The 22,428-nt window shown below is 62.5% G+C and carries 21 protein-coding genes; 19 read left to right on the plus strand and 2 right to left on the minus strand.

Annotation, left to right across the window (positions count from 1 at the left end; genetic code table 11):
- Positions 1–26 precede the first annotated feature (26 nt).
- The 10 genes from SE91_RS08700 to SE91_RS08745 all read left to right on the plus strand — a co-directional run bounded on the left by SE91_RS08700 (position 27) and on the right by SE91_RS08745 (position 9,871).
- Positions 27–1,166, plus strand: coding sequence for an N-acetyl sugar amidotransferase (locus tag SE91_RS08700; protein WP_061851049.1), 1,140 nt, complete (start codon positions 27–29; stop codon positions 1,164–1,166).
- Entirely contained in the window at positions 1,163–1,777 is a 615-nt protein-coding gene (gene hisH, locus SE91_RS08705; protein WP_061847304.1) for an imidazole glycerol phosphate synthase subunit HisH, read from the plus strand. The genes SE91_RS08700 and hisH overlap by 4 nt, the downstream gene beginning before the upstream one ends.
- Positions 1,778–1,779: 2 nt before the next feature.
- Positions 1,780–2,562 (plus strand): AglZ/HisF2 family acetamidino modification protein, encoded by a 783-nt coding sequence (locus SE91_RS08710; RefSeq protein ID WP_061847305.1) that lies wholly within the window; start codon positions 1,780–1,782, stop codon positions 2,560–2,562.
- A 25-nt stretch (positions 2,563–2,587) separates the two neighbouring features.
- Entirely contained in the window at positions 2,588–3,466 is an 879-nt protein-coding gene (locus SE91_RS08715) for a dTDP-4-dehydrorhamnose reductase family protein (RefSeq protein WP_061847306.1), read from the plus strand.
- A complete protein-coding gene (locus tag SE91_RS08720) occupies positions 3,453–4,487 on the plus strand; it encodes a polysaccharide biosynthesis protein (protein WP_061847307.1) in 1,035 nt (344 codons plus the stop codon). Before SE91_RS08715 ends, SE91_RS08720 begins: the two co-directional genes overlap by 14 nt.
- Before the next feature lie 108 nt (positions 4,488–4,595).
- On the plus strand, positions 4,596–5,864 hold the full coding sequence (locus SE91_RS08725; protein ID WP_061847308.1) for a class I SAM-dependent methyltransferase: 1,269 nt from the start codon (positions 4,596–4,598) through the stop codon (positions 5,862–5,864).
- Between the two features lie 48 nt (positions 5,865–5,912).
- On the plus strand, positions 5,913–6,995 hold the full coding sequence (gene wecB, locus SE91_RS08730) for a non-hydrolyzing UDP-N-acetylglucosamine 2-epimerase (protein ID WP_061847309.1): 1,083 nt from the start codon (positions 5,913–5,915) through the stop codon (positions 6,993–6,995).
- A 55-nt stretch (positions 6,996–7,050) separates the two neighbouring features.
- Entirely contained in the window at positions 7,051–8,271 is a 1,221-nt protein-coding gene (locus SE91_RS08735) for a glycosyltransferase family 4 protein (protein WP_245318405.1), read from the plus strand.
- Positions 8,272–8,372: 101 nt separating this feature from the next.
- Positions 8,373–9,314, plus strand: coding sequence for an NAD-dependent epimerase/dehydratase family protein (locus SE91_RS08740; RefSeq protein WP_197489446.1), 942 nt, complete (start codon positions 8,373–8,375; stop codon positions 9,312–9,314).
- Entirely contained in the window at positions 9,311–9,871 is a 561-nt protein-coding gene (locus SE91_RS08745) for a sugar transferase (RefSeq protein WP_061847311.1), read from the plus strand. The genes SE91_RS08740 and SE91_RS08745 overlap by 4 nt, the downstream gene beginning before the upstream one ends.
- Positions 9,872–9,887: 16 nt before the next feature.
- Here the strand turns inward: SE91_RS08745 and SE91_RS08750 are convergent, their stop codons facing one another.
- Complete coding sequence (locus SE91_RS08750) at positions 9,888–10,751, minus strand: NAD-dependent epimerase/dehydratase family protein (RefSeq protein WP_061847312.1); 864 nt, start codon at positions 10,749–10,751, stop codon at positions 9,888–9,890.
- Between the two features lie 474 nt (positions 10,752–11,225).
- Positions 11,226–11,495 carry a hypothetical protein gene (locus SE91_RS08760; RefSeq protein WP_061851051.1) on the minus strand — a complete coding sequence of 90 codons (270 nt, stop codon included), beginning with the start codon at positions 11,493–11,495 and terminating at the stop codon, positions 11,226–11,228.
- A 424-nt stretch (positions 11,496–11,919) separates the two neighbouring features.
- Between SE91_RS08760 and SE91_RS08765 the strand changes: the two genes are divergently transcribed.
- The 9 genes from SE91_RS08765 (at position 11,920) to ahcY (ending at position 22,372) form a co-directional block, all read left to right on the plus strand.
- Positions 11,920–13,095, plus strand: coding sequence for an ABC transporter substrate-binding protein (locus tag SE91_RS08765; protein ID WP_061847314.1), 1,176 nt, complete (start codon positions 11,920–11,922; stop codon positions 13,093–13,095).
- Positions 13,096–13,271: 176 nt separating this feature from the next.
- Complete coding sequence (locus SE91_RS08770) at positions 13,272–14,141, plus strand: branched-chain amino acid ABC transporter permease (RefSeq protein ID WP_061847315.1); 870 nt, start codon at positions 13,272–13,274, stop codon at positions 14,139–14,141.
- A gap of 8 nt (positions 14,142–14,149) precedes the next feature.
- Positions 14,150–15,178 (plus strand): branched-chain amino acid ABC transporter permease, encoded by a 1,029-nt coding sequence (locus SE91_RS08775; RefSeq protein ID WP_061847316.1) that lies wholly within the window; start codon positions 14,150–14,152, stop codon positions 15,176–15,178.
- Positions 15,175–15,930 carry an ABC transporter ATP-binding protein gene (locus SE91_RS08780; protein ID WP_061847317.1) on the plus strand — a complete coding sequence of 252 codons (756 nt, stop codon included), beginning with the start codon at positions 15,175–15,177 and terminating at the stop codon, positions 15,928–15,930. The genes SE91_RS08775 and SE91_RS08780 overlap by 4 nt, the downstream gene beginning before the upstream one ends.
- Positions 15,923–16,639, plus strand: a complete 717-nt coding sequence (locus tag SE91_RS08785) for an ABC transporter ATP-binding protein (protein WP_061847318.1) — start codon at positions 15,923–15,925, stop codon at positions 16,637–16,639. The genes SE91_RS08780 and SE91_RS08785 overlap by 8 nt, the downstream gene beginning before the upstream one ends.
- A 22-nt stretch (positions 16,640–16,661) precedes the next feature.
- Complete coding sequence (locus SE91_RS08790; RefSeq protein WP_060736598.1) at positions 16,662–17,780, plus strand: cobalamin-independent methionine synthase II family protein; 1,119 nt, start codon at positions 16,662–16,664, stop codon at positions 17,778–17,780.
- 434 nt (positions 17,781–18,214) lie between these two features.
- Positions 18,215–19,570 carry a hypothetical protein gene (locus SE91_RS08795; protein ID WP_060736597.1) on the plus strand — a complete coding sequence of 452 codons (1,356 nt, stop codon included), beginning with the start codon at positions 18,215–18,217 and terminating at the stop codon, positions 19,568–19,570.
- A 60-nt stretch (positions 19,571–19,630) separates the two neighbouring features.
- Entirely contained in the window at positions 19,631–20,827 is a 1,197-nt protein-coding gene (gene metK / locus SE91_RS08800) for a methionine adenosyltransferase (RefSeq protein WP_008555120.1), read from the plus strand.
- A 123-nt stretch (positions 20,828–20,950) separates the two neighbouring features.
- Positions 20,951–22,372, plus strand: a complete 1,422-nt coding sequence (gene ahcY, locus SE91_RS08805) for an adenosylhomocysteinase (RefSeq protein ID WP_061847319.1) — start codon at positions 20,951–20,953, stop codon at positions 22,370–22,372.
- Positions 22,373–22,428: the final 56 nt, after the last annotated feature.

Below are 22,428 nucleotides of genomic sequence, written 5' to 3' on the forward strand. Positions count from 1 at the left end.
TGGGTTCAAGAGCGATTTTCGTGAAGATGACTGCCAGGCCGTACCAAATCTGCACCAACTGCGTCATGGACACCAGCGATTCGACGCTCCAGTTCGATGGGCGCGGCTGGTGCCAGTACTGTTGCAACTTCCATGCGAACATCAAGCCGAACTGGCATCCCGATGAACGGGGCATCCAGGAGATCATGCCGGTCATCGAGAAGATCAAGGAAGAGGGCAAGGATCGCGATCACGACTGCATCATCGGGATCAGCGGCGGGCTGGACAGTTCCTACGTCACCTACATTGCCAAGGAAAAATTCGGCCTCCGGCCCCTGATGTTTCACTGCGACACCGGATGGAATTCCGATCTCGGCGTCAGCAACATCCAGAAGATCATCGAGGGCATGCATCTCGATCTCGTCACCGAGGTCGTGAACTGGGAGGAAATGAAGGACCTGCAGCGCGCGTTCTTCCTGTCGCAGGTCGCGTTCCAGGACCAGCCGCAGGACCTTGCGCTGTTTTCCGCGATGTACAATTTCGCCGCCAAGAACGGATTCAAGTACGTCATCACCGGCGGCAACAATTCCACCGAGTGCGTGCGCGAATCGATCGAGTGGACCTATTTCTCCACCGACATGGCGCACGTGCATGACATCCACAAGAAGTTCGGCACGCGTGAGCTGAAGACGTTCCCGACCTGCGACATTATGAAGTACCGGCTGTACTACCGCCTGGTGAAGGGCATGCGCGTCATCAAGCTGCTCGACAACGTTCCCTTCATCAAGAAGGAAGCAATCCGTGAGCTGCAGGACAAGTTTGGCTGGCAGCCCTATCCGCAGAAGCACTACGAGTCGCGCTTCACCCGCTTTTACGAAGCTTATTGGACGCCGCGGAAGTTCGGCTACGACAAGCGCCGCGCTTATTTCTCTAGCGAGATTCTGACCGGGCAGATGACGCGCGACGAGGCGCTTGCCCGGCTCGAAAAGCCCGATCTCGACGAGGACACGCTGCGCCACGAGTTCGAATATGTGGCGACGAAGCTCGGCTGGACGGTCGCCGAGTTCGAGGAGATCTTCCACGGCAAGAACAAGTCGTTCCGCGACTACAAGAACAACCTGTTCATGATCACGCTCGGCGCCAGGATCTCGAACGCGCTCGGATTGGACAACCGGATCTTCCGATGATCACCATCATCAACTACGGGCTCGGCAACGTTCAGGCCTTCGCCAACCTCTACAAGAGGATGAACGTGGCGGCGAGGATCGCGACCAACGCGACCGACCTTGAGGGCGCGACCAAGCTGATTCTGCCGGGGGTCGGTGCCTTCGACCACGCCATCGAGCTGCTCGACGCCTCGGGCATGCGCGATACGGTCGACGATCTCGTCATGAACCAGAAGGTGCCGGTGCTCGGTGTCTGCGTCGGCATGCAGATGCTGGCGAGTTCCAGCGACGAGGGCAAACTGGCCGGACTTGGCTGGATCGAGGGGCGGGTCAGGCGTTTCGACGAAGCGCGGCTGCCGCGCCCCGCGCGCCTTCCGCACATGGGGTGGAACGACGTCGTGCCGAAGCACGGGGCACGGCTCTTCGATGGCCTCGAGCAGGACTCCCGCTTCTACTTCCTGCATTCCTATTATTTCGACTGCGCCTCCAACGACAACGTCCTGGCCACGTCCGAATACGGCATGGCGTTCAGCTGTGCGGTCGGCGCGGACAACATCTATGGCGTGCAGTTCCATCCCGAAAAGAGCCACAGCTACGGAATGCGGCTCTTGAAGAATTTCGCGGAGCTGTAGTCGTGCTGCGTCCCCGGATCATTCCCAGTCTGCTCGTTCAGGACAAGGGCCTCGTCAAGACGGTCGGATTCTCCAGTCCGAAATATGTCGGCGATCCCATCAATGTCGTCCGCATCTTCAACGAGAAGGCCGTCGACGAGCTCGCGGTCTACGATATCGACGCGACCGTGCGCGGGCACGAGCCTGACTACCGCATGCTGGAAAACCTCGCCGTCGAATCGCGCATGCCGCTCTGTTACGGTGGCGGCGTGAAGACGGTCGAGCAGGTCAAGACCATCATCGGGCTCGGTGTCGAGAAGGTTGCGATCAGCTCTGCCGCGGTCGCCAATCCGCGCCTGATCGCAGACGCTGCGGAAGCGGTCGGGAGCCAGAGCGTCGTCGTCGTCCTCGACGTCAAGCCGCGTCCGCGCAGCAATGTCTACGAGGCCTTCACGCACAACGGCAAGGTCAACACCGGCCGCACCATGCTGGACGTCGCGGCGGAGGCCGAGAAGTTCGGAGCCGGCGAGATCGTGGTGAACGCGATCGAGAAGGACGGCCAGATGAAGGGCTATGATCTCGAGCTCGCGCGGCAGATCAATGCGGCGTCGAAGGTGCCGGTCACCATTCTGGGCGGCGCCGGCTCGCTTGCGCATATCGAGGAGCTGATTCGCAATTTCGGTGTCATCGGCGTCGCAGCCGGCAGCCTGTTCGTCTTCAAGGGCGTCTACCGCGCGGTGCTGGTGAACTATCCGACGGTCAAGGAGCGCGATCAGCTGCTCCAGAGCCTGGTGCAGGTTGCGTGATGCGCGCGCAGCGAAAGAGCATCCCGTGAAGGTGCTCGTGCTGGGCGCCACCGGCCTGCTTGGCAACGCTGTCTTCCGCAGCCTGTCGAAGATGACGGACATCGAGGTGACCGGGACCGTTCGCCAGGAGGCCGCACGGAAGCTGTTCGACCGCGCGACCGCTGGCCGCCTGACTGTCGTCGGCAACATCGAGGACCCTGCGCAGCAGGCCGAGTTGCTCGAGGCTGTTCGACCGGACGTCGTCGTCAATTGCATCGCCGTCGGCCGGCCCGCGCCTACCGACCCGATGCGGTCAGTCGCAGTCTATGCGGCGTTGCCGCAGCGTCTGTCGCAGCTTTGCAGGCGCCACGGGGTGCGTCTCATTCAGATCAGCTCAGACGGCGTGTTTTCCGGGCGCCGCGGCGCCTACACCGAAGACGACGTCCCCGATGCGGATGATCTCTACGGCACGTCGAAATTCCTCGGCGAGGTTGATGCGCCGCACGCCGTTACGTTGCGCACGTCGATCATCGGGCACGAGCTGCAGGGTGGAACCGGCCTCCTGGAATGGTTCCTGTCGCAGCAGGAGGAGTGCCGTTGTTTCACGCGGGCTATCTTCTCCGGCTTTCCGACGATCGTGCTGGCGGATATGATAAGGGATGTCGTGATCCCGCGACGGGACCTCTGCGGAATCTATCACGTCGCGACCAGGCCGATCTCGAAGTTCGATCTGCTATTGCTGGTTGCCGAGCGTTACGGCAAAAGGATCAAATTGATCGCGGACGACCGGACGGCGCCCGACCGCTCCCTGGTGGCCGACCGTTTCGGGCGGGCGACCGGTTACACGGCGCCGGAATGGCCCGTGCTGATCGATGCAATGTATCGCGATAAATTCGCTTCGGTAGGACACGATGTTCACGGATAAGGTTGTCGTCATCACGGGTGGAACGGGTTCGTTTGGCCAGCACATCCTCAGGGGCTTCTTGTCGACCGACGTCGCCGAGATCCGCATCTTCAGCCGCGACGAGAAGAAGCAGGAGGAGATGCGCGCGACGTTCAACAATGCCAGGCTGAAGTTCTATATCGGCGACGTGCGTGCCTACGACTCGATCCATCAGGCGCTGAAAGGCGCCCATTACGTTTTTCATGCTGCTGCGTTGAAGCAGGTGCCGTCCTGCGAATTCTATCCGCTCGAGGCCGTTCGCACCAACATCCTCGGCACCGAGAATGTCATGAGTGCCGCGATTGCCAACAATGTCGAGAAGGTGGTCGTGCTTTCCACCGACAAGGCCGTCTATCCGATCAACGCCATGGGCCAGACCAAGGCGTTGATGGAGAAGGTGATGGTCGCGAAGGCGCGCCAGCAGTCGCCGACGGAGACGCTATTGTGCGCGACCCGCTACGGCAACGTCATGGTGTCGCGTGGCTCGGTGATCCCGTTGTTCGTCCAGCAGATCAAGGCCGGCAAGGCGCTGACGGTGACGGATCCGAACATGACGCGCTTCCTGATGTCGCTCGACGATTCGGTCGATCTCGTGCTGCACGCCTATCAAAACGGTCAGCAGGGCGACATCTTCGTGCAGAAGGCGCCGGCGGCAACGATCGGCGATCTCGTTCAGGCGCTCAAGGAGATATTCAACGCCGACAATCCGGTGCAGGTCGTCGGTACGCGGCATGGCGAGAAGTTGTACGAATCGCTCGTCTCGCGCGAGGAGATGGCGCGCGTCCACGATATGGACCGGTACTATCGGATTCCCGCCGACAATCGCGATCTCAACTATGCGATGTATTTTACCGACGGACAGAGAGAGATTTCTGCCCTCGACGATTATACGTCGCACAATACCGAGCGCCTGACTGTCGAGGGCGTCAAGACGTTGCTCCTCAAGCTGGATTTCATCCAGCGGCATTTGCGGGGAGCGGACGGGGATATTGCCGAGATCTAGTTTCGCAGTGCCATCGACCTGATGGGATGAATATGCTACCCCGCACCTCCGTTACCGGCGGTTGTGGATGGATCAGCTGTTGAATGCAAGGAATAGAGGACTCTCGTGATGGAACCGGGTGATTCCGGTCAACCTTGCTGTGCGTTCTGCGACAGCAAGCGGCTCGGACTGGTGATGGACTTCGGCAGGGTCGGCCTCGCAGGCGGATTCCTCAAGCCCGAGCAGTTCGCGACCGAGCGGACCTTCCCGATGCGCCTGCATTTCTGCAAGGACTGCTACGCGGTGCAGGTGACCGACAAGGTGCCGGCTGACGTGATGTTCAAGGACTACTTCTATTTCTCGTCCTCGATCGGAACGCTACGCAATCATTTCCGCGACTACGCCGGCGAGGTCACCAGGCGCTTCCTCGATCCCGCCAAGGCGACGGTTCTCGAATTCGGCTGCAATGACGGCGTGCTGCTGCGGCCGCTTGCCGACCAGGGCATCCGTACCGTAATCGGCGTCGATCCGGCCTCGAACGTGGTCGCGACGATCAACGATTCGCGCATCAAGGTGGTCAACGACTATTTCACCGAGGACGTGGCGCGAGCCGTCGTTGCCGAGCACGGCGGCGTCGACTTGATCATGGCCAACAACGTCTATGCGCATATTCCTGACATCCAGGGGACCACCCGCGCCGTGGCGGCGGCGCTCGGTCCGGACGGCGTGTTCGCCTTCGAGGTGCACTACCTCGGCAAGGTGATCGACGAACTGCAATACGACATGGTCTATCACGAGCACCTCTACTACTACTCGCTGCTCTCTGTGATGAATCATCTTGCCCGCTACGACATGATGGTGTTCGACATCAAGCCGATCCCGATCCATGCCGGCTCGATCCGCTTCTACACGTGCAAGAAGGGCAGCAAGCACAGCGCCTCCGTTTCACCCGCCGTCAAGGGGCTGGGGGCGGAAGAGCGCGCGCGAGGCTTCGATCGTTTCGAGACGTTCCAGGCATTCTCCGCCACGGTCGCCGCCCATCGCGATGAATTGGTCGCGCTGTTGAATCGGCTGCGCGCCGACGGAAAGCGCATTGCCGGCTACGGCGCGTCTGGTCGCGCCAACACCATGATCCAGTGGTGTGGCATCAATCACGACCACCTCGACTACATGATCGACGATGCGCCGGCCAAGGCAGGATTCTACACGCCGAAATCGCATTTCCAGATTCATCCGAGCGCAATTCTCGGCAGCGACAATCCGCCGGACTATCTGCTGGTTTTTGCCTGGAGTTTCTTCGACGAAATCAGGAAGCGGAATGCGGCCTATCTGGAGAAGGGTGGCCGTATGATTCTGCCGCTTCCCAAGGTCTCGATCTTTCCGGATTCCGAGGCCTAAGGTCTCGTCTCAAGCACCGGTTCAACGAATGCCATACGGAACACGCAAATGAAGGTGATGTCGATTTTCGGTACGCGGCCGGAAATGATCAAGATGTGGTCGACGCTGAAGAAGCTCGACGACTACAACTTCGATCACGTGATGGTCCACACAGGCCAGAATTTCACGCCTGAGCTGCGCGAATTCTTCTTCAAGGATCTCAAGCTCCGCAAGCCCGACTACGAGTTGGACATCGACACCTCGGGGTACGGCCCCGAAGTCGCGGACGTGATCAAGAAGTCCGACGCGTTGATGGAGAAGGTGAAGCCCGATGCGCTGCTGATTCTCGGTGACACCTATAGCGGCCTGAGCGTGCTGCCTGCGTCGCACCGCGGCATCAAGATCTTCCACATGGAGGCCGGGCTACGCGCGTGGGACCGCCGCATGCCCGAACAGCGCAACCGAATCCTGATCGATCACATCAGCAACATTCTGCTGCCCTATAACCACTATCATCGCGAAAACCTGCTGCGTGAGGGCATCCACCCCTCGAAGATCATCGTGACCGGCAATACGACCTTCGAGGCGATGCGGGCCTTCATGCCGGAGATCGAGAAGAGCGACATCCTCGAGCGCCTGGGCCTCGAACCGAAGAGCTACATCCTGGTAACGGCGCACCGGAGCGAGAACGTCGACGATCCGCAGAATCTCGCCAATATCTTCAAGGCGCTCGGCGTTCTCAACCAGCGGCTCAAGCGCGAGATCATCTTCCCGATGCATCCGCGCACGACCAGCAAACTGAAGAACATCGACGTGCCGCCGAACATCCGGATCATGGCGCCGCTCGGCTTCTACGATTTCAACCAGCTGCTGAAGCAGTCCTACGTGGTGCTCTCCGACTCCGGCACTGCGGCCGAGGAGGGGCTGTTCTACAAGGTCCCCAACGTCAACCTTCGCATGGCGACCGAACGCATGGAAACGCTGGAGAGCGGCGCGACCATCGTCTCCGGCATGGAGGCCGAGAATATCGTCGAGGCCGTCACGCTGGCGGTCAGCCTGCCCTGGAGTGCACGCTACGAGTTCGAGGAGGATTATTCGCCCTCGTCCGTGGTCGTGAATGCGATCCGCACCAAGATCACGAACTTCTTCTGAGCCTCGCGGCGAGCGGCGGTTCGCCGCCGCCGCCGACCCTGTTGAAGCCCTTCACATGAACCGCGGCCTGCTCATTGCGCTGATCTCGACTGACTATCCGCCGTTGCGGACGTCCGCGGCGGTGCAGTTGCGGGATCTTTCGCGCGAGTTTGCCGCAGAGGGCCATCGGCCTGTCGTCATCATTCCGTCGTCACTGCCGGACAAGCCGTGGGAGGTCGAGCAGCTCGATGGGGTCGAGGTGTTGCGCGTTGCCGCGCCGCCGACGCGTTCATCCTCGTTCGTCTGGCGCGCTCTCGCCGAGATGTGGCTGCCGTTTGCGATGTACCTCAAGGTTCGGCGCAGCCCCTTTGCGTCCGCAAACTGGGACCTTCTTGTCTGGTACTCGCCGCCCATTTTCTTCGGCCCGTTGATCGCGAAGATGCAGCGTAAGTCGAAGGCAAGGACCTATCTGATCCTGCGCGACATCTTTCCCGAATGGGCGGTCGATCTTGGATTGATCCGGCGCGGGCCGGTCTATCTCCTCTTCAAGGCCATCGCCGCCTTTCAGTATCACGTGGCCGAAGTCATCGGGGTGCAGACCGAGTCCAACCTGCGCTATCTCGAGAAGTGGGCGCGTCCGCAGCGGCGGATTGAGGTGCTGCGCAACTGGCTGGCGGTGACGCCTGACGTCGGCTGCAAAATCGTGGTCAAGAACACCCCGCTCGCCGGCCGCAAGATATTCGTCTACATCGGTAATATGGGGGTGGCCCAAGGCATGGACATCTTCATCGAACTGATCCACAGCCTGCGGGATCGCGAGGATATCGGGTTCCTGTTCGTCGGCCGAGGTACCGAATTTGCCCGGCTCCAGGCCGAAAAGACGTCACGAGACCTTCGCAATGCGATGTTCTTTGGAGAGATCGATTCTACTGAAATTCCGGGCCTTTTGGCACAATCTCACGTAGGCCTGGTCGCACTCCACCCGGATCACAAGACACACAATATTCCCGGAAAGTTTGTCTCATACATGCAGTATGGCGTTCCGGTGCTCGCGCGTGTAAATCCGGACACTGACCTGCAGCGCTTGATCGAGGCTGAGCGGGTAGGGTGCGTCTATACCGGGAACTCTGTCGAAGACCTAAAAAAGATGGCCGAACAACTTGCGGATGATGAAACTCTGCGGCACACCATGTCAGAGCGGGGCCGCGAATTGGGCCGATCGATGTTCTCGCCGTCGGCCGCAGTTCAGCAGATCGTGGCTTCCGTCGCTGGAGCGTCGGCTGCCAATGGAGGATAATCGACGTTAGGGACAGAGACAGATTCGCGTGCCAATGGAACTCGCGGCCACAGCTGCACTTTTCTGGACTGACCGCTAAAGGGGCGCATAAGGGGATTTCATTGCGGATATTGGTGACGGGCTCTTCCGGCTTTATCGGGTCGGCCTTGTCTTCCGCCCTGGCAGCGGCGGGGCACGCCGTTCGAGCGGTATCCCGCAAACGAACCCGCGTGGCCGATGTCCCAAATGTCGAATGGATGGAATTGCATGACCTCGAACGTGAGGTCGATTGGGATTCGTTCCTGAACGGCGTTGACGTCGTCATTCATCTCGCCGCTATTGCCCATCGCAGTCACATCGACAGCGGCCAGTACGAGAGGGCCAACCGCGTGGCGACCGCGCGGCTGGTGGAGGCCTGTGCGCGGCAAGGCATCAAGCGCATTATCTTCATGTCGTCGATCGGGGCCCAGGCCGGCTCGGCCGCCGACCACGTCGTGACCGAGAAGGACGTGCCGTCGCCGATCACGGCCTATGACCGGGCCAAGCTCGCGGCGGAAGAAGAGATCCGCGGCTCGGGCGTGCCGTTCACGATACTGCGGCCTGTGATCGTTTATGGACCGGGAGCCCGAGCCAACATCGCAATGATGATGCGCATCGCCAATCTGCCGCTGCCGCTTCCCTTCGGCGCTTTCAGTAACCGCCGCTCGCTGTTGTCGATCGACAACCTGGTGCAGGCGGTGACGTTCTGTCTCGGCAATCCGCAAACCATCAACCGAACCTTCATTGTCTGTGATCCGGAGCCGATCACGCTCGCCGAAATGATCGGAACGCTGCGCGAAGCTGCTGGGCGGCCACGCAATCTCTTTCCGGTGCCGCCGATTGCCGTGCGGGCGGTCGTCATCGTCGCCGGCCGCCAGTCGCTTTGGGACCGCATCGGGCGTGATCTAATTGCGAGTTCCACCGATCTTCAGAGTATAGGCTGGAGCCCTCGCGTGCAGACGCGCGATGGTCTGCGTGCCATGATGAAGGCGACCCTGTCGTCGTCGCAGGATCCGTCCAGATGAAGCGTTTGCTCGATTTTTCGGCCTGCTTGTTGCTGCTTCTTCTGCTCTGGCCTGTGTTCCTGATTGTCGCTGCGGCGATCCGGCTTGAAAGCCGGGGGCCGGCGATCTTCCGGCAGGTTCGCGTCGGCAAGAACGGACGCGAATTCACCTGCTACAAGTTTCGCACGATGTTCACCGGTACGGGTGACGTTCCGACCCACCAGGTCGCGGCATCGGCCGTGACGCCGCTCGGCGACTATCTGCGTCGCTTCAAGATCGACGAACTGCCTCAGATCTTCAATGTGCTGTCGGGAGACATGAGCTTGGTCGGTCCGCGTCCCTGCCTGCCGTCCCAACGCGAGCTCGTTGAGGCGCGTCGGCGGCTTGGTGTGCTCGACGTGCGCCCGGGCATCACCGGGCTTGCCCAGGTCAGAGGCGTTGACATGTCGAATGCGGATCGTCTCGCCGAGCTCGACGCCCGCTATGTGCGCAGCCAGAGCTTTTCAGGCGATCTCGGGCTGCTCTGGGCCACGATGCGCGGGCAGGGTGTTGGCGTCGATCAGGTCCTGCGGACCTGAACACACCTTAGGCTTTTCAATCGAAGACCGGACGGAAGCTGCGCGGTTTCCAGCCAAAGTCTTCAGCGGCCGGCGTGGCATCGAAGGTCATGTCCTTCATCATGCGCAGACCCATCGCGACGTTGGCGGTTGGAAAAAGCGGCTTGGCCATGGCGAATATCACACGCCAGAGCCAGGGCGGGACCGAGACCAGCCGCCGCGGCCGGCGCATGCCGTCGAACAGGCGCCCCACCATTTCGCGATAGGACAACGTCTCTGCGCCTGGCAGCGCGTAGAACTTGTTGCAGGCCGCTTCGCTCGCCGCCGCCGCGATGGCGCCGATTGCAAGATCTTCCGCATGGACTGGCTGCCGCAGGCCGGGCGCGCCGCCGACTATCGGCATGAAGCCGAAGCGCCGGATCAACCGGGACAGCGGCGTGATGTTGGTGTCGCGTCCCTCGGCATAGATCAGCGTCGGACGCAGGATGGTCCAGTTCACGCTGCGCTTTGCGCAGACCGCGGCGATCGTCTGCTCGGCATCCGTCAGTTTGCGGATCGTCTCGCGCTCGTCGGCGACCTCGGTGTCCTGCTTGGTCAATACGCTGGTCGAGCTGAAGACCACCGCGCGCTTGACTGACGGGTACAGGAGGAGGGGCAGCGCTTCGGCAAGCAGGATTGCGTCGGTCGTGCAGTAGAGGGTTTCAAACGGCGGAAGTTTCAGCGAGTCGGGCTGCCTGAGATCTGCCTTGACCCATTGCACGTTGGCCGCGGTGCGGGCAGATCGCGACATCGCCATGACGCGTTGGCCACGGTTGACGAGGTGCGCGACGATATAGCCGCCGATCAATCCGCTGCCGCCGATGACGAGGCAGCTCGCCTGTTCAGATTTTGGTGTGTCCACGATAACGCTCAATTCTCGACCGCTCTACAAGCAGGGCCTTTGCGGCCGGTCAAGGTTGCCTTCACCGGCGAAGGCCGTCGGATGCATCTGTGGTAACTGGGGACATCGGGCTTCAATAGGTCAATTGGTGCGCCTGATTGTAATATGATACCTCGACGAATCCATGGTAGCACTGAGGACCGTGAAGCTGCTCGTAGAATCCCGATATGATTCTGCCGACAACGACAATCACGGCGATCGCAACGGGGCCGCCATCGAGGTCGAACGAACGCGGTGGGGGATGCGGTCGTGCTCGAAGCCGCGTGCCGGAGCGTCTGCTGGAGTTGCGATCAGACGGGTTCGCCTTCAACTCGACGGCTACACGCCGCTCCGGCGCCGCGAGCTGAATGCGGCAGGCGGCGACAAGCGCCTGTTCGCCCTCGGTGCACGCCGTGTCTCGCTGACGGCGGTGGGCGGGTAGAGCCAATATCGCCCCTAGCGGGCGGAGGTCGAGCCAGTCGGCTGCTCAGTCGCGTCCTTCGGCCGGTCGGCGGCAGGCATCTGGCGCAGGCGTTGGCGCTCCTTCATCCAGACATCGTATTCCGCCGTTCCCGGCCGCGGCGGCGCATCCGCCGGCAGGCCACCGGCCCAATGCGGGATTGTATCGCCCATGCCGGCCGACAGCCGCTCGTTGACCGAGCTGCAACCGGCGAGCCCCAGCGCCAGCAGGGTGAACACGGCAATCGACAGCGAACGAACGAGCATGTGCATAATGGGAACGGTTTGAGGCCGCGGAGGGACCGGCAGTCTTCCAGCGACACTAGGCTTCAACAAGGTAAAACTGACTTATTCGAGGTAGTATCATGCTACCAAAATTAGCTGCATTGCAACTTGCCGGTGCGCAAATTCTACAAAAGAAAGACGGAGTTTCGCACTCCCCGGCGAAGACAGGCGCTCCTAGACGGCCCGCGGGCCTCAAGGGTACAAGCCACGGGCTTGATATCCCTGCCGGCTCCGGTTGGACCTCGCGGCTTGCGCCGAATGGTCGCCGAACGTCCGATTGACAACAGGCGCACGAAAGACGCCATGTGGCCGCGCGTTACATGGCCCAGTTGCAAGCTGAAGAGAGGCAAGAACCGGGTACTCGGTTCGAGGCGCAAGCCCAGGAATTAAGGGGAGGGACAGTTTGATGTTCGTTCATAGCAAACTTTCATTGGCCGCCGCGGCGGTCGCCATAGCAAGCCTTTTGGCAAGTGCTGCCAGCGCACAGGACGCCGTCAAGATCGGCCTGATCCTGCCGATGACCGGCGGCCAGGCCTCGACCGGCAAGCAGATCGAGAACGCGATCAAGCTCTACATGCAGCAGAAGGGCGATACCGTCGCCGGCAAGAAGGTCGAGATCATCCTCAAGGACGACGCCGCGATCCCGGACAAGACCAAGACCGCTGCGCAGGAGCTGATCGTCAACGACAAGGTCAATTTCATCGCCGGCTTCGGCGTGACGCCCGCAGCGCTCGCGGCCGCGCCGCTCGCAACGCAGGCCAAGATTCCGGAAGTCGTGATGGCGGCCGGCACCTCCATCATCACCGAGCGCTCGCCCTACATCGTGCGCACCAGCTTCACGTTGGCGCAGTCCTCGACCATCATCGGCGACTGGGCGGTCAAGAACGGTATCAAAAAGGTGGCGACGCTGACCTCCGACTACGCGCCAGGCAATGACGCGCTCAACTTCTTCAAGCAACACTTTAACGCCGGCGGTGGCGAGGTGGTCGAAGAGGTCAAGGTGCCGCTGCAGAACCCCGACTTCGCACCGTTCCTCCAGCGCATGAAGGACGCCAAGCCCGATGCGATCTTCGTGTTCGTGCCGGCCGGTCAGGGCGGCAACTTCATGAAGCAATATGCCGAGCGCGGCCTCGACAAGGCCGGCATAAAGGTGATCGGACCTGGCGACGTCACCGACGACGACCTGCTCAACAACATGGGCGACGCCGTGCTCGGCACCGTCACCGCGCATCTCTACTCCGCGGCGCATCCCTCGCAGATGAACAAGGATTTCGTTGCCGCCTACAAGAAGGCCTTCGGCAACCGTCCGGGCTTCATGGCTGTTGGCGGCTATGATGGCATCCACCTGATCTACGAGGCGCTGAAGAAGACGGGTGGCGACACCAACGGCGACAAGCTGATCGAAGCCATGAAGGGACAGAAGTGGGAAAGCCCGCGCGGCCCGATCTCGATCGATCCCGAGACCCGCGACATCGTGCAGAACATCTACATCCGCAAGGTCGAGAAGGTCGACGGCGAGCTCTACAATGTCGAGTTCGCGACCTTCGAAGCCGTCAAGGATCTCGGCAAGACCAAGAAGTGACGCGCGAAAGCGCGTCATCCCCGAGCGCGCTTAGCGCGCATCGGGGATCTCATGCTCCTTGCTCCGTCATGCCCGGGCTTGACCGGGCATCCAAGCGGAAGCCAAGAAAAGAATGTCCGACAAGAACGTGGATGGCCGGGGAAGCCCGGCCATGACGATCATTGGAAGCAGGATCGATGACCGCAATCCTCACCAATTTGTTCGATGGCGTTGCCTACGGCATGCTGCTGTTCGTGCTCGCCTGCGGGCTCGCGGTCACGCTCGGACTGATGAACTTCGTCAATCTTGCCCATGGCGCCTTCGCGATGGCCGGCGGCTACGTCTGCATGGTGCTTGTCAATCGGATGGGCTGGCCGTTCTTCGCCGCCCTGCCGCTCGCTTTCGTCTCCGCGGCCGCGATCGGCATCGCGCTCGAACGCACGCTCTACCGCCATCTCTATGCGCGCAGCCATCTCGACCAGGTTCTGTTCACCATTGGTCTTACGTTCATGTCGGTCGCGGCCGTCGACTACATCCAGGGCTCCTCGCGCGTCTTCATCAATCTGCCGGCCGCGCTCCAGGGTCAGTTCGACGTGTTCGGCGTCGGCATCGGCCGCTACCGGTTGATGATCATCGTGATCTGCGGCCTGCTCACCATCGGTCTCCAATTGGTGCTGGCGAAAACCCGCTTCGGCAGCCGCCTGCGCGCCGCGGTCGATGATCCTCGCGCTGCCAGCGGCCTCGGCATCAACGTGCCGCAGGTGTTCGCCTTCACCTTTGCCTTTGGTTGCGGACTCGCTGGCCTCGGCGGCGCGCTCAGCGCCGAGATCCTCGGCCTCGACCCGTACTTCCCGCTGAAGTTCATGATCTACTTCCTGATCGTGGTCACCGTCGGCGGCTCCTCCTCGATTACCGGGCCGTTCCTGGCCTCCCTCCTGCTCGGCATCGGCGACGTCGCCGGAAAATATTACGTGCCGAAGATGGGACCCTTCGTGATCTACACCATGATGATCGTGATCCTGATCTGGCGCCCGAACGGCCTGTTCGGCCGCACGGCTGCGCGGTGAGTTCGCCGATGAGCGCTGCTTCCGACGTCGGCTATCACGCCCAGCGCCAGGCCCGCTGGCACTGGGGCGAAATCGCCTTCTGGCTGGTCGTGCTGGCCTGCGGTTTCCTGTTTCCCTCCCGCTATCTGATCATGACCGACATCCTGCGGCTGGCGCTGTTCACGATGTCCCTCGATCTCATCCTCGGTCATGCCGGCATCGTCTCGCTCGGCCATGCCGCGTTCTTCGGCGTTGGCGCCTATGCTGCGGGCCTTCTTGCCTTGCACGGCATCATCAAGGAGCCCGTGCTGGCGCTGATCGTCGCCGGCCTTGCCGCTATGGTGCTCGGCTTTGCCACCAGCTTCCTGGTGATCCGCGGCGTCGATCTCACCCGGCTGATGGTGACGCTGGGCATCGCGCTGCTGCTGGAAGCGCTCGCCGAGCGCTTCTCCAACATCACCGGCGGCACCGACGGCCTGCAGGGCATCGAGATGCAGCCGATCTTCGGCGAGATCCCGTTCGACATGTTCGGCAAGGCCGGGTTCTTCTACTCGCTGGCTGTGCTGTTCCTGCTGTTCCTGTTCGCCCGCCGCGTCGTGCATTCCCCGTTCGGCCTGTCGCTGCGCGCGATCAAGAACAATCCGCTGCGCGCCGCTGCGATCGGCATCCCGGTCAACCGCCGCCTGATCGCGATCTACACGCTTGCGGCGTTCTATGCCGGCATCGCCGGCGCGCTGTTCACCCAGACCACCGCGATCGCCTCGCTCGACGTGTTCGCCTTCGAACGCTCCGCCGACCTGATGCTGGTGCTGGTCATCGGCGGCACCGGCTATCTCTATGGCGGGCTGGTGGGCGCGGTGGTGTTCCGCATGCTCCAGGAATTGTTCTCCACCATCACGCCGCAATATTGGCAGTTCTGGATCGGCCTCGTGCTGGTGCTGATCGTGCTGATCGGCCGTCAGCGCCTGCACCGCTGGGTGCTCTATCTCCCGAACCTGATCATCAGGCAGGTTGCCGGGCGCAAGGCCGTCGTCGCCGTGCCGGAGAGCGAGGCATGACCATCGCGCTCGAAACCCAAAATCTCGAAAAGCAGTTCGGCGGGCTGCGCGTCACGCGCGACCTGTCCCTGAAGGTCGAGCAGGGCGCCCGCCACGCGCTGATCGGCCCGAACGGCGCGGGCAAGACCACGGTTATCAACCAGCTCACCGGCGTGCTCAAGCCGAACTCGGGCCGCATCCTGCTCGAAGGCCATGACATCACCGATCTGCCCGTGCACAAGCGCGTGCTGCGCGGCCTGTCGCGCACCTTCCAGATCAACCAGCTCTATCCCGACCTGACCCCGCTGGAGACCATCGGCTTGGCCGTGTCCGAGCGCCTCGGCCATGGTGGCGATTGGTGGCGGCGGATGGGCACGCGCGGCGACGTCAACGGCGAGATCGCCGATGTGCTCGCGCGCTTCCACCTGCTCGACGTCATGAACGAGCAGACCGTGACGCTGCCTTACGGCAAGCAGCGCCTGCTGGAAATCGCCGTTGCGATCGCGGCCAAGCCGCGCGTGCTGCTGCTGGACGAGCCTGCGGCCGGCGTGCCCGAGAGCGAGCGCCATGACATTCTGGCCGTGGTCGGTGCGCTGCCGCGCGACGTCACCGTGCTCTTGATCGAGCACGACATGGATCTCGTCTTCTCCTTTGCCGACCGCATCTCGGTGCTGGTCTCCGGTGCGCTGCTCACCGAAGGGCCGCCCGAAGAGGTTGCGCGCGATCCGCAGGTGAAGGCCGTCTATCTCGGCGAGGAGGCGGTCAATGTCTGACCTGCTCGCGATCGATTCACTGCGTGCCGGCTATGGCGAGGCGGTCGTCTTGCCCCACGTGTCGTTGCGCCTCGCCGAAGGGCAGGTGCTGGCGCTGCTCGGCCGCAATGGCACCGGCAAGACCACGCTGATCAACTCCATCGTCGGCGTCACCCGCCGCTTCTCGGGCTCGGTCGCGCTCGCCGGCACGGATGTCACCGCGCTACGGCCCGATCAGCGCGCACGCGCCGGCATCGGCTGGGTGCCGCAGGAGCGCAACATCTTCCGCTCGCTCACGGTGGAAGAGAACATGACTGCCGTGGCACAGCCCGGTCCCTGGACCGTCGAGAAAGTCTACGAGATGTTCCCGCGGCTGAAGGAGCGGCGGAGCAATTTCGGCAACCAGCTTTCCGGCGGCGAGCAGCAGATGCTGGCGATCGGCCGCGCGCTGACCCTCAATCCGAAAGTGCTGCTGCTGGACGAGCCGACCGAGGGCCTTGCGCCCATCATCGTCGAGGAACTGCTCAAGGCCATCGGCACCATCACGCGGGCGGGCGGCATTTGCTCGATCATCGTGGAGCAGAATGCCCAAAAGATTCTGGGGCTCGCCGACCGTGTCGTGATATTGGAGCGCGGAACGATCGTCCACGAGGCCCCCAGCGTCGCGCTCAAGGCCGACCCCTCGGTCCTGGAACGCCATCTCGGCGTCGCCGGGGCGGCGGCCCACTAACCAAATGTCCAGGGAGTAAGACATGCAGCGAACCAAAGCCCCCTTCCGCGCCGACGAGGTCGGCAGTCTCCTGCGTCCGACTAAGATCAAGGAAGCCCGCAGCCGTCTCGAGAAGGGCGAGATCTCCGCCGACGATCTGCGCAAGATCGAGGACATGGAGATCGAGAAGGTCGTGCATAAGCAGGCTTCGGTCGGCCTCAAGCTCGCGACCGACGGCGAATTCCGTCGCTCCTGGTGGCATTTCGATTTCCTGGCCAAGCTCACCGGCTGCGAGCTGTTCCACCCCGACACCGGCATCCAGTTCACGGGCGTGCAGACCCGGCACGATGCGGTGCGCGTGATCGGCAAGCTCGACTTCCCCGACGACCACCCGATGCTCGACCACTTCCGCTTCCTGAAGAAGTCCGCCGACCAGGCCCACGTCACCGCCAAGATGACGATCCCGTCGCCTGCCGTGCTGCACTTCCGCGGCGGCCGCAAGTCGATCTCCAAGGACGTCTATCCCGATCTCGACGCCTTCTACGAGGATCTCGGCAAGACCTATCGCAAGGCAGTGAAGGCGTTCTACGACGCCGGTTGTCGTTATCTCCAGTTCGACGACACCGTGTGGGCCTATCTCTGCTCGCAGGACGAACTGCAGAAGGCGCGCGAGCGCGGCGACAATCCGGACGGTCTTCAGCAGATCTATGCCCGCATCATCAACTACGCGCTGGCCGAGAAGCCCGCCGACATGGTGGTGACGACGCATGTCTGCCGCGGCAATTTCCGCTCGACCTGGATCTCCTCGGGCGGCTACGAGCCGGTCGCCGAGACCATGCTCGCCGGCACCAATTACGACGGCTACTTCCTCGAATACGACAGCGATCGTGCCGGCGGCTTCGAGCCGCTGCGCTTCCTGCCCAAGGGCAACAAGGTCGTCGTGGTCGGCGTCATCACCTCGAAGTTCGGCGAGCTCGAGAAGAAGGACGACATCAAGCGCCGCTTGGAGGAAGCCGCCAAGTTCGCGCCGCTCGAGCAGCTCGCGCTCTCGCCGCAATGCGGCTTTGCCTCGACGGAAGAGGGCAACATCCTCTCCGAAGAGGAGCAATGGGCCAAGCTCAGCCTCGCGGTCGAGATCGCGAAGGAAGTGTGGGGTAACTGAGCTCGTTGCGTGCGTAGCGACGAGGCCTCACCACAACTCACTGTCATTCCCCGCGAAAGCGGGGAATCCAGTACGCCGCGGCTCCTCCGTACCTTCTCGCTGTCTCTGGAATACTGGACGCCCGGCCGAGCCGGGCGACAACAGCCAAGTGTGTGGCGCAGCGGAAGCCCGCATGAGCGGAGCGACCTGCGGGCTGCATCGTTCCGCAAACCCGCCGTCACCGACAGATAGACCTCGCCCGGCAGCATGAATACGGCCGCGGCGCCTGCTTGTCCTGGCCGAGAGACCACCCCAAGGCATCCACGTCAGCTCTTTCGGACCGCGAGCCGCGTCGGGCAAAAGACGGCGGGCCCCGGATCAATCCGCTATTCCATTAGTGGGCAGAATTTGCTAGGACGTGGGACCCAATCCTTCTGCCCACCGCTTTCCCACTCATGAAAAACGACGAAATCCTGAGCCAGATCACCGAGTTCTGCCGCAAGGCGGACATGGCGGAATCGACCTTCGGCCGCCGGGCGGTGAACGATGGGAAGCTGGTGCATCGTCTGCGCGAGGGAAAGCGCATCACCGTCGATACGCTGGAGCGGATCCAGGCCTACATCGCTGCATCGACGACCGGCGGCCTGCCGCCGCCGCGCGGGCTTCAGGTGCCGCCGGAAAAGCGCGACCCGCGCGGCAATTTCCGCTTCTTCGAGAACCGCCAGAAGTACCTGCTGTTCGTCCATACCTGCAGCGAGAAGCGCGTCATCGCGGACCGGGTTGCGCTGGAACTTTCCTCCATCCATCCGCGCCCGCCGGCGCTGCGTCTGTTCGACGCGGGGGTCGGTGACGGCACGGTACTGGCGCGAGTGCTGCGCGCAACGCACCAGCGCTATCCGCACATGCCGTTCTATGTCGCCGGCAAGGAGCTCAGCCTCGAGGACCTGCGCCTGACGCTGGAGAAGGTGCCGGACCGCATTTTCGAGCATCCGGCGTCGGTGTTCGTCTTCACCAACATGTTCTACGCGGAGGCGCCCTGGCTCACCCCGGCATCGCCTGCGGCGGCGGCTGCGACCGTCTGGCACGAGGTGCCGCTCCGCGGTGCGTCATCGGGCGAGTTCGAGCAGCAGATCGCAGAGCTGAGGCCGTTTCTGGAGCAGAACTGGCGCGCGGCGATCAGCCCGCGCACGGCCATGCCGCTCTACGAGCGGCCGGTCGTCCTCGTGCTCTATCGCGAGGACCACAGGTTCCTGCTCGACTCGACCATCCCTCGGCCGGGTCAGACCGAGGCCAATTTCGACCTCGTCATCGCATCCCAGCCCTACCGGGCCCTGTCCTCGGTCAATTTCCGCGCCAAGCGGATCATCGCACCGCTGGCGCGGGCGCTTCGGCCCGGCGGCAGGCTGATTGGAATCCACTCCCATGGGCAGGATCCGGGCATGGAAATGATCCAGGCGATCTGGCCGGGAGAAAATCCTTTCTCGGTCAGCCGCCATGAGCTACTGCGGGCAGTTAAGTATGAACTTGGATCGGTGGGACGCGACTTAAATTTTAATGCATACGCGGATAACCGTTCGATCTTCAGGTATGATATGGAAGCGCTGCCCAACGAGGTCACCGGCACTATCGGAACCTCGACGGCCTTTGCAGCGTGGAATGCGGCGGTGTATGTCGCTCAGATTGAGGACGACCGATTGGCGGAAATGACTCAAAACGGCCGCACTCTGGATGCCGCCAGGGACGTGCTGCGAAAGTACAATGGGCTCTGGTTTCTCGACGAATCCTACGTCATCTCGCGCCGGCGTGATTGACATCATCAAAAGTAAACATCGCAAACGCCCGCCGGCTAGCGGCGGAACAAGGGGTTACTGATGCGCGCGTCCTATCTCTTCACCAGCGAGTCCGTGTCCGAAGGCCATCCAGACAAGGTCTGTGACCGGATCTCCGACGAGATCGTCGACCTGTTCTATCGCGAAGGGCCGAAGGCCGGCATCGACCCCTGGCAGATCCGTGCCGCCTGCGAGACGCTGGCGACCACCAACAAGGTGGTGATCGCCGGCGAGACCCGCGGTCCGAAGTCGGTGACCAACGAGCAGATCGAGAGCGTCGTCCGCGGTGCGATCAAGGACATCGGCTACGAGCAGGAAGGCTTCCACTGGAAGACCGCCGACATCGAGATCCTGCTGCATCCGCAGTCGGCCGATATCGCCCAGGGCGTCGATGCGCTGCAGCCTGGCGAGGTGAAGGAAGAGGGCGCGGGCGATCAGGGCATCATGTTCGGCTACGCCACCAACGAGACGCCCGATTTGATGCCGGCGCCGATCTTCTACGCCCACAAGATCCTCCGCCTCATCTCCGAAGCCCGTCACTCCGGCAGGGAGAAGGTGCTCGGCCCCGACTCCAAGAGCCAGGTCACTGTCCAGTACGAGAACGGCAAGCCGGTCGGCGTGCGTGAGATCGTGGTCTCGCACCAGCACCTGGTCGAGGACATCTCGTCCAAGCAGATCCGCGACATCGTCGAGCCCTATGTGCGCGAGGCGCTGCCGAAGGACTGGATCACGCCGAAGACGATCTGGCACATCAACCCGACCGGCAAGTTCTACATCGGCGGCCCCGACGGCGATTCCGGCCTGACCGGCCGCAAGATCATCGTCGACACCTATGGCGGCGCGGCCCCGCATGGCGGCGGCGCATTCTCCGGCAAGGATCCGACCAAGGTCGACCGTTCTGCGGCCTACGCCGCGCGCTACGTCGCTAAGAACATCGTTGCCGCTGGTCTCGCCGATCGCTGCACGCTGCAGCTCGCTTACGCCATCGGCGTGGCGCGTCCGCTGTCGATCTACATCGACACCCACGGCACCGGTAAGGTGTCGGAGGACCAGCTCGAGAAGGCCGCGGCCAAGGCGATGGACCTCACCCCGCGCGGCATCCGCACCCATCTCGATCTCAACCGGCCGATCTACGCGCGCACCTCGGCCTATGGCCATTTCGGCCGCACGCCCGACAACGAGGGCGGCTTCTCCTGGGAGAAGACCGATCTCGTCGAGCCGCTCAAGCGCGCGCTCTAGTTCTCTTGCGTCATTCCGGGGCGCCGCGACAGTGGCGAACCCGGAATCTCGAACCTCAGGATTCCGGGTTTCGCTCGTCTCGCGAGCGCCCGGAATGACGAGCCAAACAAATAGGAACCTCCAATGAACGCGAAGCCCGGCTTCACCGATTACATCGTCAAGGACATTTCGCTGGCCGATTTCGGCCGCAAGGAACTCTCGCTGGCCGAGACCGAGATGCCCGGCCTGATGGCCACCCGCGAGGAGTACGGCCCGAAGCAGCCGCTGAAGGGCGCGCGCATCGCCGGCTCGCTGCACATGACGATTCAGACCGGCGTGCTGATCGAGACGCTGGCCGCGCTCGGCGCCGACATCCGCTGGGTCTCCTGCAACATCTACTCGACGCAGGATCACGCCGCTGCCGCGATCGCGGCCGCCGGCATTCCCGTCTTCGCCGTTAAGGGCGAGACGCTGACCGAGTACTGGGACTACACCGCAAAGCTGTTCGACTGGCACGGCGGCGGTCACCCGAACATGATCCTCGATGACGGCGGCGACGCCACCATGTACGTCCATCTCGGTCTGCGCGCCGAGAACGGCGACACCGCCTTCCTCGACAAGCCCGGCTCCGAGGAAGAGGAAGTCTTCTTCGCGCTTCTGAAGAAGCAGCTCAAGGAGAAGCCGAAGGGCTACTTCGCCGGGATCGCCGAGAGCATCAAGGGCGTCTCCGAAGAGACCACCACGGGCGTTCATCGTCTCTACGACATGCAGAAGGCCGGCAAGCTGCTGTGGCCGGCCATCAACGTCAACGACAGCGTCACCAAGTCGAAGTTCGACAACCTCTACGGCTGCCGTGAATCGCTGGTCGACGGCATCCGCCGCGGCACCGACGTGATGCTGTCGGGCAAGGTTGCGATGGTCGCCGGCTTCGGCGACGTCGGCAAGGGCTCGGCCGCTTCGCTGCGCCAGGCCGGCTGCCGCGTCATGGTCTCCGAAGTCGATCCGATCTGCGCGCTCCAGGCCGCGATGGAAGGCTACGAGGTCGTGACCATGGAAGACGCCGCGCCCCGCGCCGACATCTTCGTCACCGCCACCGGCAACAAGGACATCATCACCATCGAGCACATGCGTGCGATGAAGGATCGCGCCATCGTCTGCAACATCGGCCACTTCGACAACGAGATCCAGATCGCGGCTCTCCGCAATCTGAAGTGGACCAACATCAAGCCGCAGGTCGACGAGATCGAATTCCCGGACAAGCACCGCATCATCATGCTGTCGGAAGGCCGCCTCGTGAACCTCGGCAACGCGATGGGCCATCCGTCCTTCGTGATGTCGGCCTCCTTCACCAACCAGACGCTGGCGCAGATCGAGCTGTTCGCCAACAACAAGGACGGCAAGTACAAGAAGGAAGTCTACGTGCTGCCCAAGACCCTCGACGAGAAGGTCGCACGCCTGCACCTCGCCAAGATCGGCGTCAAGCTCACCGAGCTGCGCAAGGATCAGGCCGACTACATCGGCGTGAAGCAGGAAGGTCCGTACAAGAGCGATCACTACCGCTACTGATCAATTCGATCGATCTAGCCTCAATGCAAAGCCCCGGAGTGATCCGGGGCTTTGTT

Source organism: Bradyrhizobium sp. DOA1 (assembly GCF_001593325.1).
Lineage (GTDB): Bacteria > Pseudomonadota > Alphaproteobacteria > Rhizobiales > Xanthobacteraceae > Bradyrhizobium.

Excerpts from the sequence above, each read along its gene's own strand:
- SE91_RS08700 (WP_061851049.1), top strand. The coding sequence starts at position 27 with ATGACTGCCAGGCCGTACCAAATCTGCACCAACTGCGTCATGGACACC.
- hisH (WP_061847304.1), top strand. The coding sequence starts at position 1,163 with ATGATCACCATCATCAACTACGGGCTCGGCAACGTTCAGGCCTTCGCC.
- SE91_RS08720 (WP_061847307.1), top strand. The coding sequence starts at position 3,453 with ATGTTCACGGATAAGGTTGTCGTCATCACGGGTGGAACGGGTTCGTTT.
- SE91_RS08725 (WP_061847308.1), top strand. The coding sequence starts at position 4,596 with ATGGAACCGGGTGATTCCGGTCAACCTTGCTGTGCGTTCTGCGACAGC.
- wecB (WP_061847309.1), top strand. The coding sequence starts at position 5,913 with ATGAAGGTGATGTCGATTTTCGGTACGCGGCCGGAAATGATCAAGATG.
- SE91_RS08735 (WP_245318405.1), top strand. The coding sequence starts at position 7,051 with ATGAACCGCGGCCTGCTCATTGCGCTGATCTCGACTGACTATCCGCCG.
- SE91_RS08745 (WP_061847311.1), top strand. The coding sequence starts at position 9,311 with ATGAAGCGTTTGCTCGATTTTTCGGCCTGCTTGTTGCTGCTTCTTCTG.
- SE91_RS08760 (WP_061851051.1), bottom strand. The coding sequence starts at position 11,495 with ATGCTCGTTCGTTCGCTGTCGATTGCCGTGTTCACCCTGCTGGCGCTG.
- SE91_RS08765 (WP_061847314.1), top strand. The coding sequence starts at position 11,920 with ATGTTCGTTCATAGCAAACTTTCATTGGCCGCCGCGGCGGTCGCCATA.
- SE91_RS08770 (WP_061847315.1), top strand. The coding sequence starts at position 13,272 with ATGACCGCAATCCTCACCAATTTGTTCGATGGCGTTGCCTACGGCATG.
- SE91_RS08775 (WP_061847316.1), top strand. The coding sequence starts at position 14,150 with ATGAGCGCTGCTTCCGACGTCGGCTATCACGCCCAGCGCCAGGCCCGC.
- SE91_RS08780 (WP_061847317.1), top strand. The coding sequence starts at position 15,175 with ATGACCATCGCGCTCGAAACCCAAAATCTCGAAAAGCAGTTCGGCGGG.
- SE91_RS08785 (WP_061847318.1), top strand. The coding sequence starts at position 15,923 with ATGTCTGACCTGCTCGCGATCGATTCACTGCGTGCCGGCTATGGCGAG.
- SE91_RS08790 (WP_060736598.1), top strand. The coding sequence starts at position 16,662 with ATGCAGCGAACCAAAGCCCCCTTCCGCGCCGACGAGGTCGGCAGTCTC.
- SE91_RS08795 (WP_060736597.1), top strand. The coding sequence starts at position 18,215 with ATGAAAAACGACGAAATCCTGAGCCAGATCACCGAGTTCTGCCGCAAG.
- metK (WP_008555120.1), top strand. The coding sequence starts at position 19,631 with ATGCGCGCGTCCTATCTCTTCACCAGCGAGTCCGTGTCCGAAGGCCAT.
- ahcY (WP_061847319.1), top strand. The coding sequence starts at position 20,951 with ATGAACGCGAAGCCCGGCTTCACCGATTACATCGTCAAGGACATTTCG.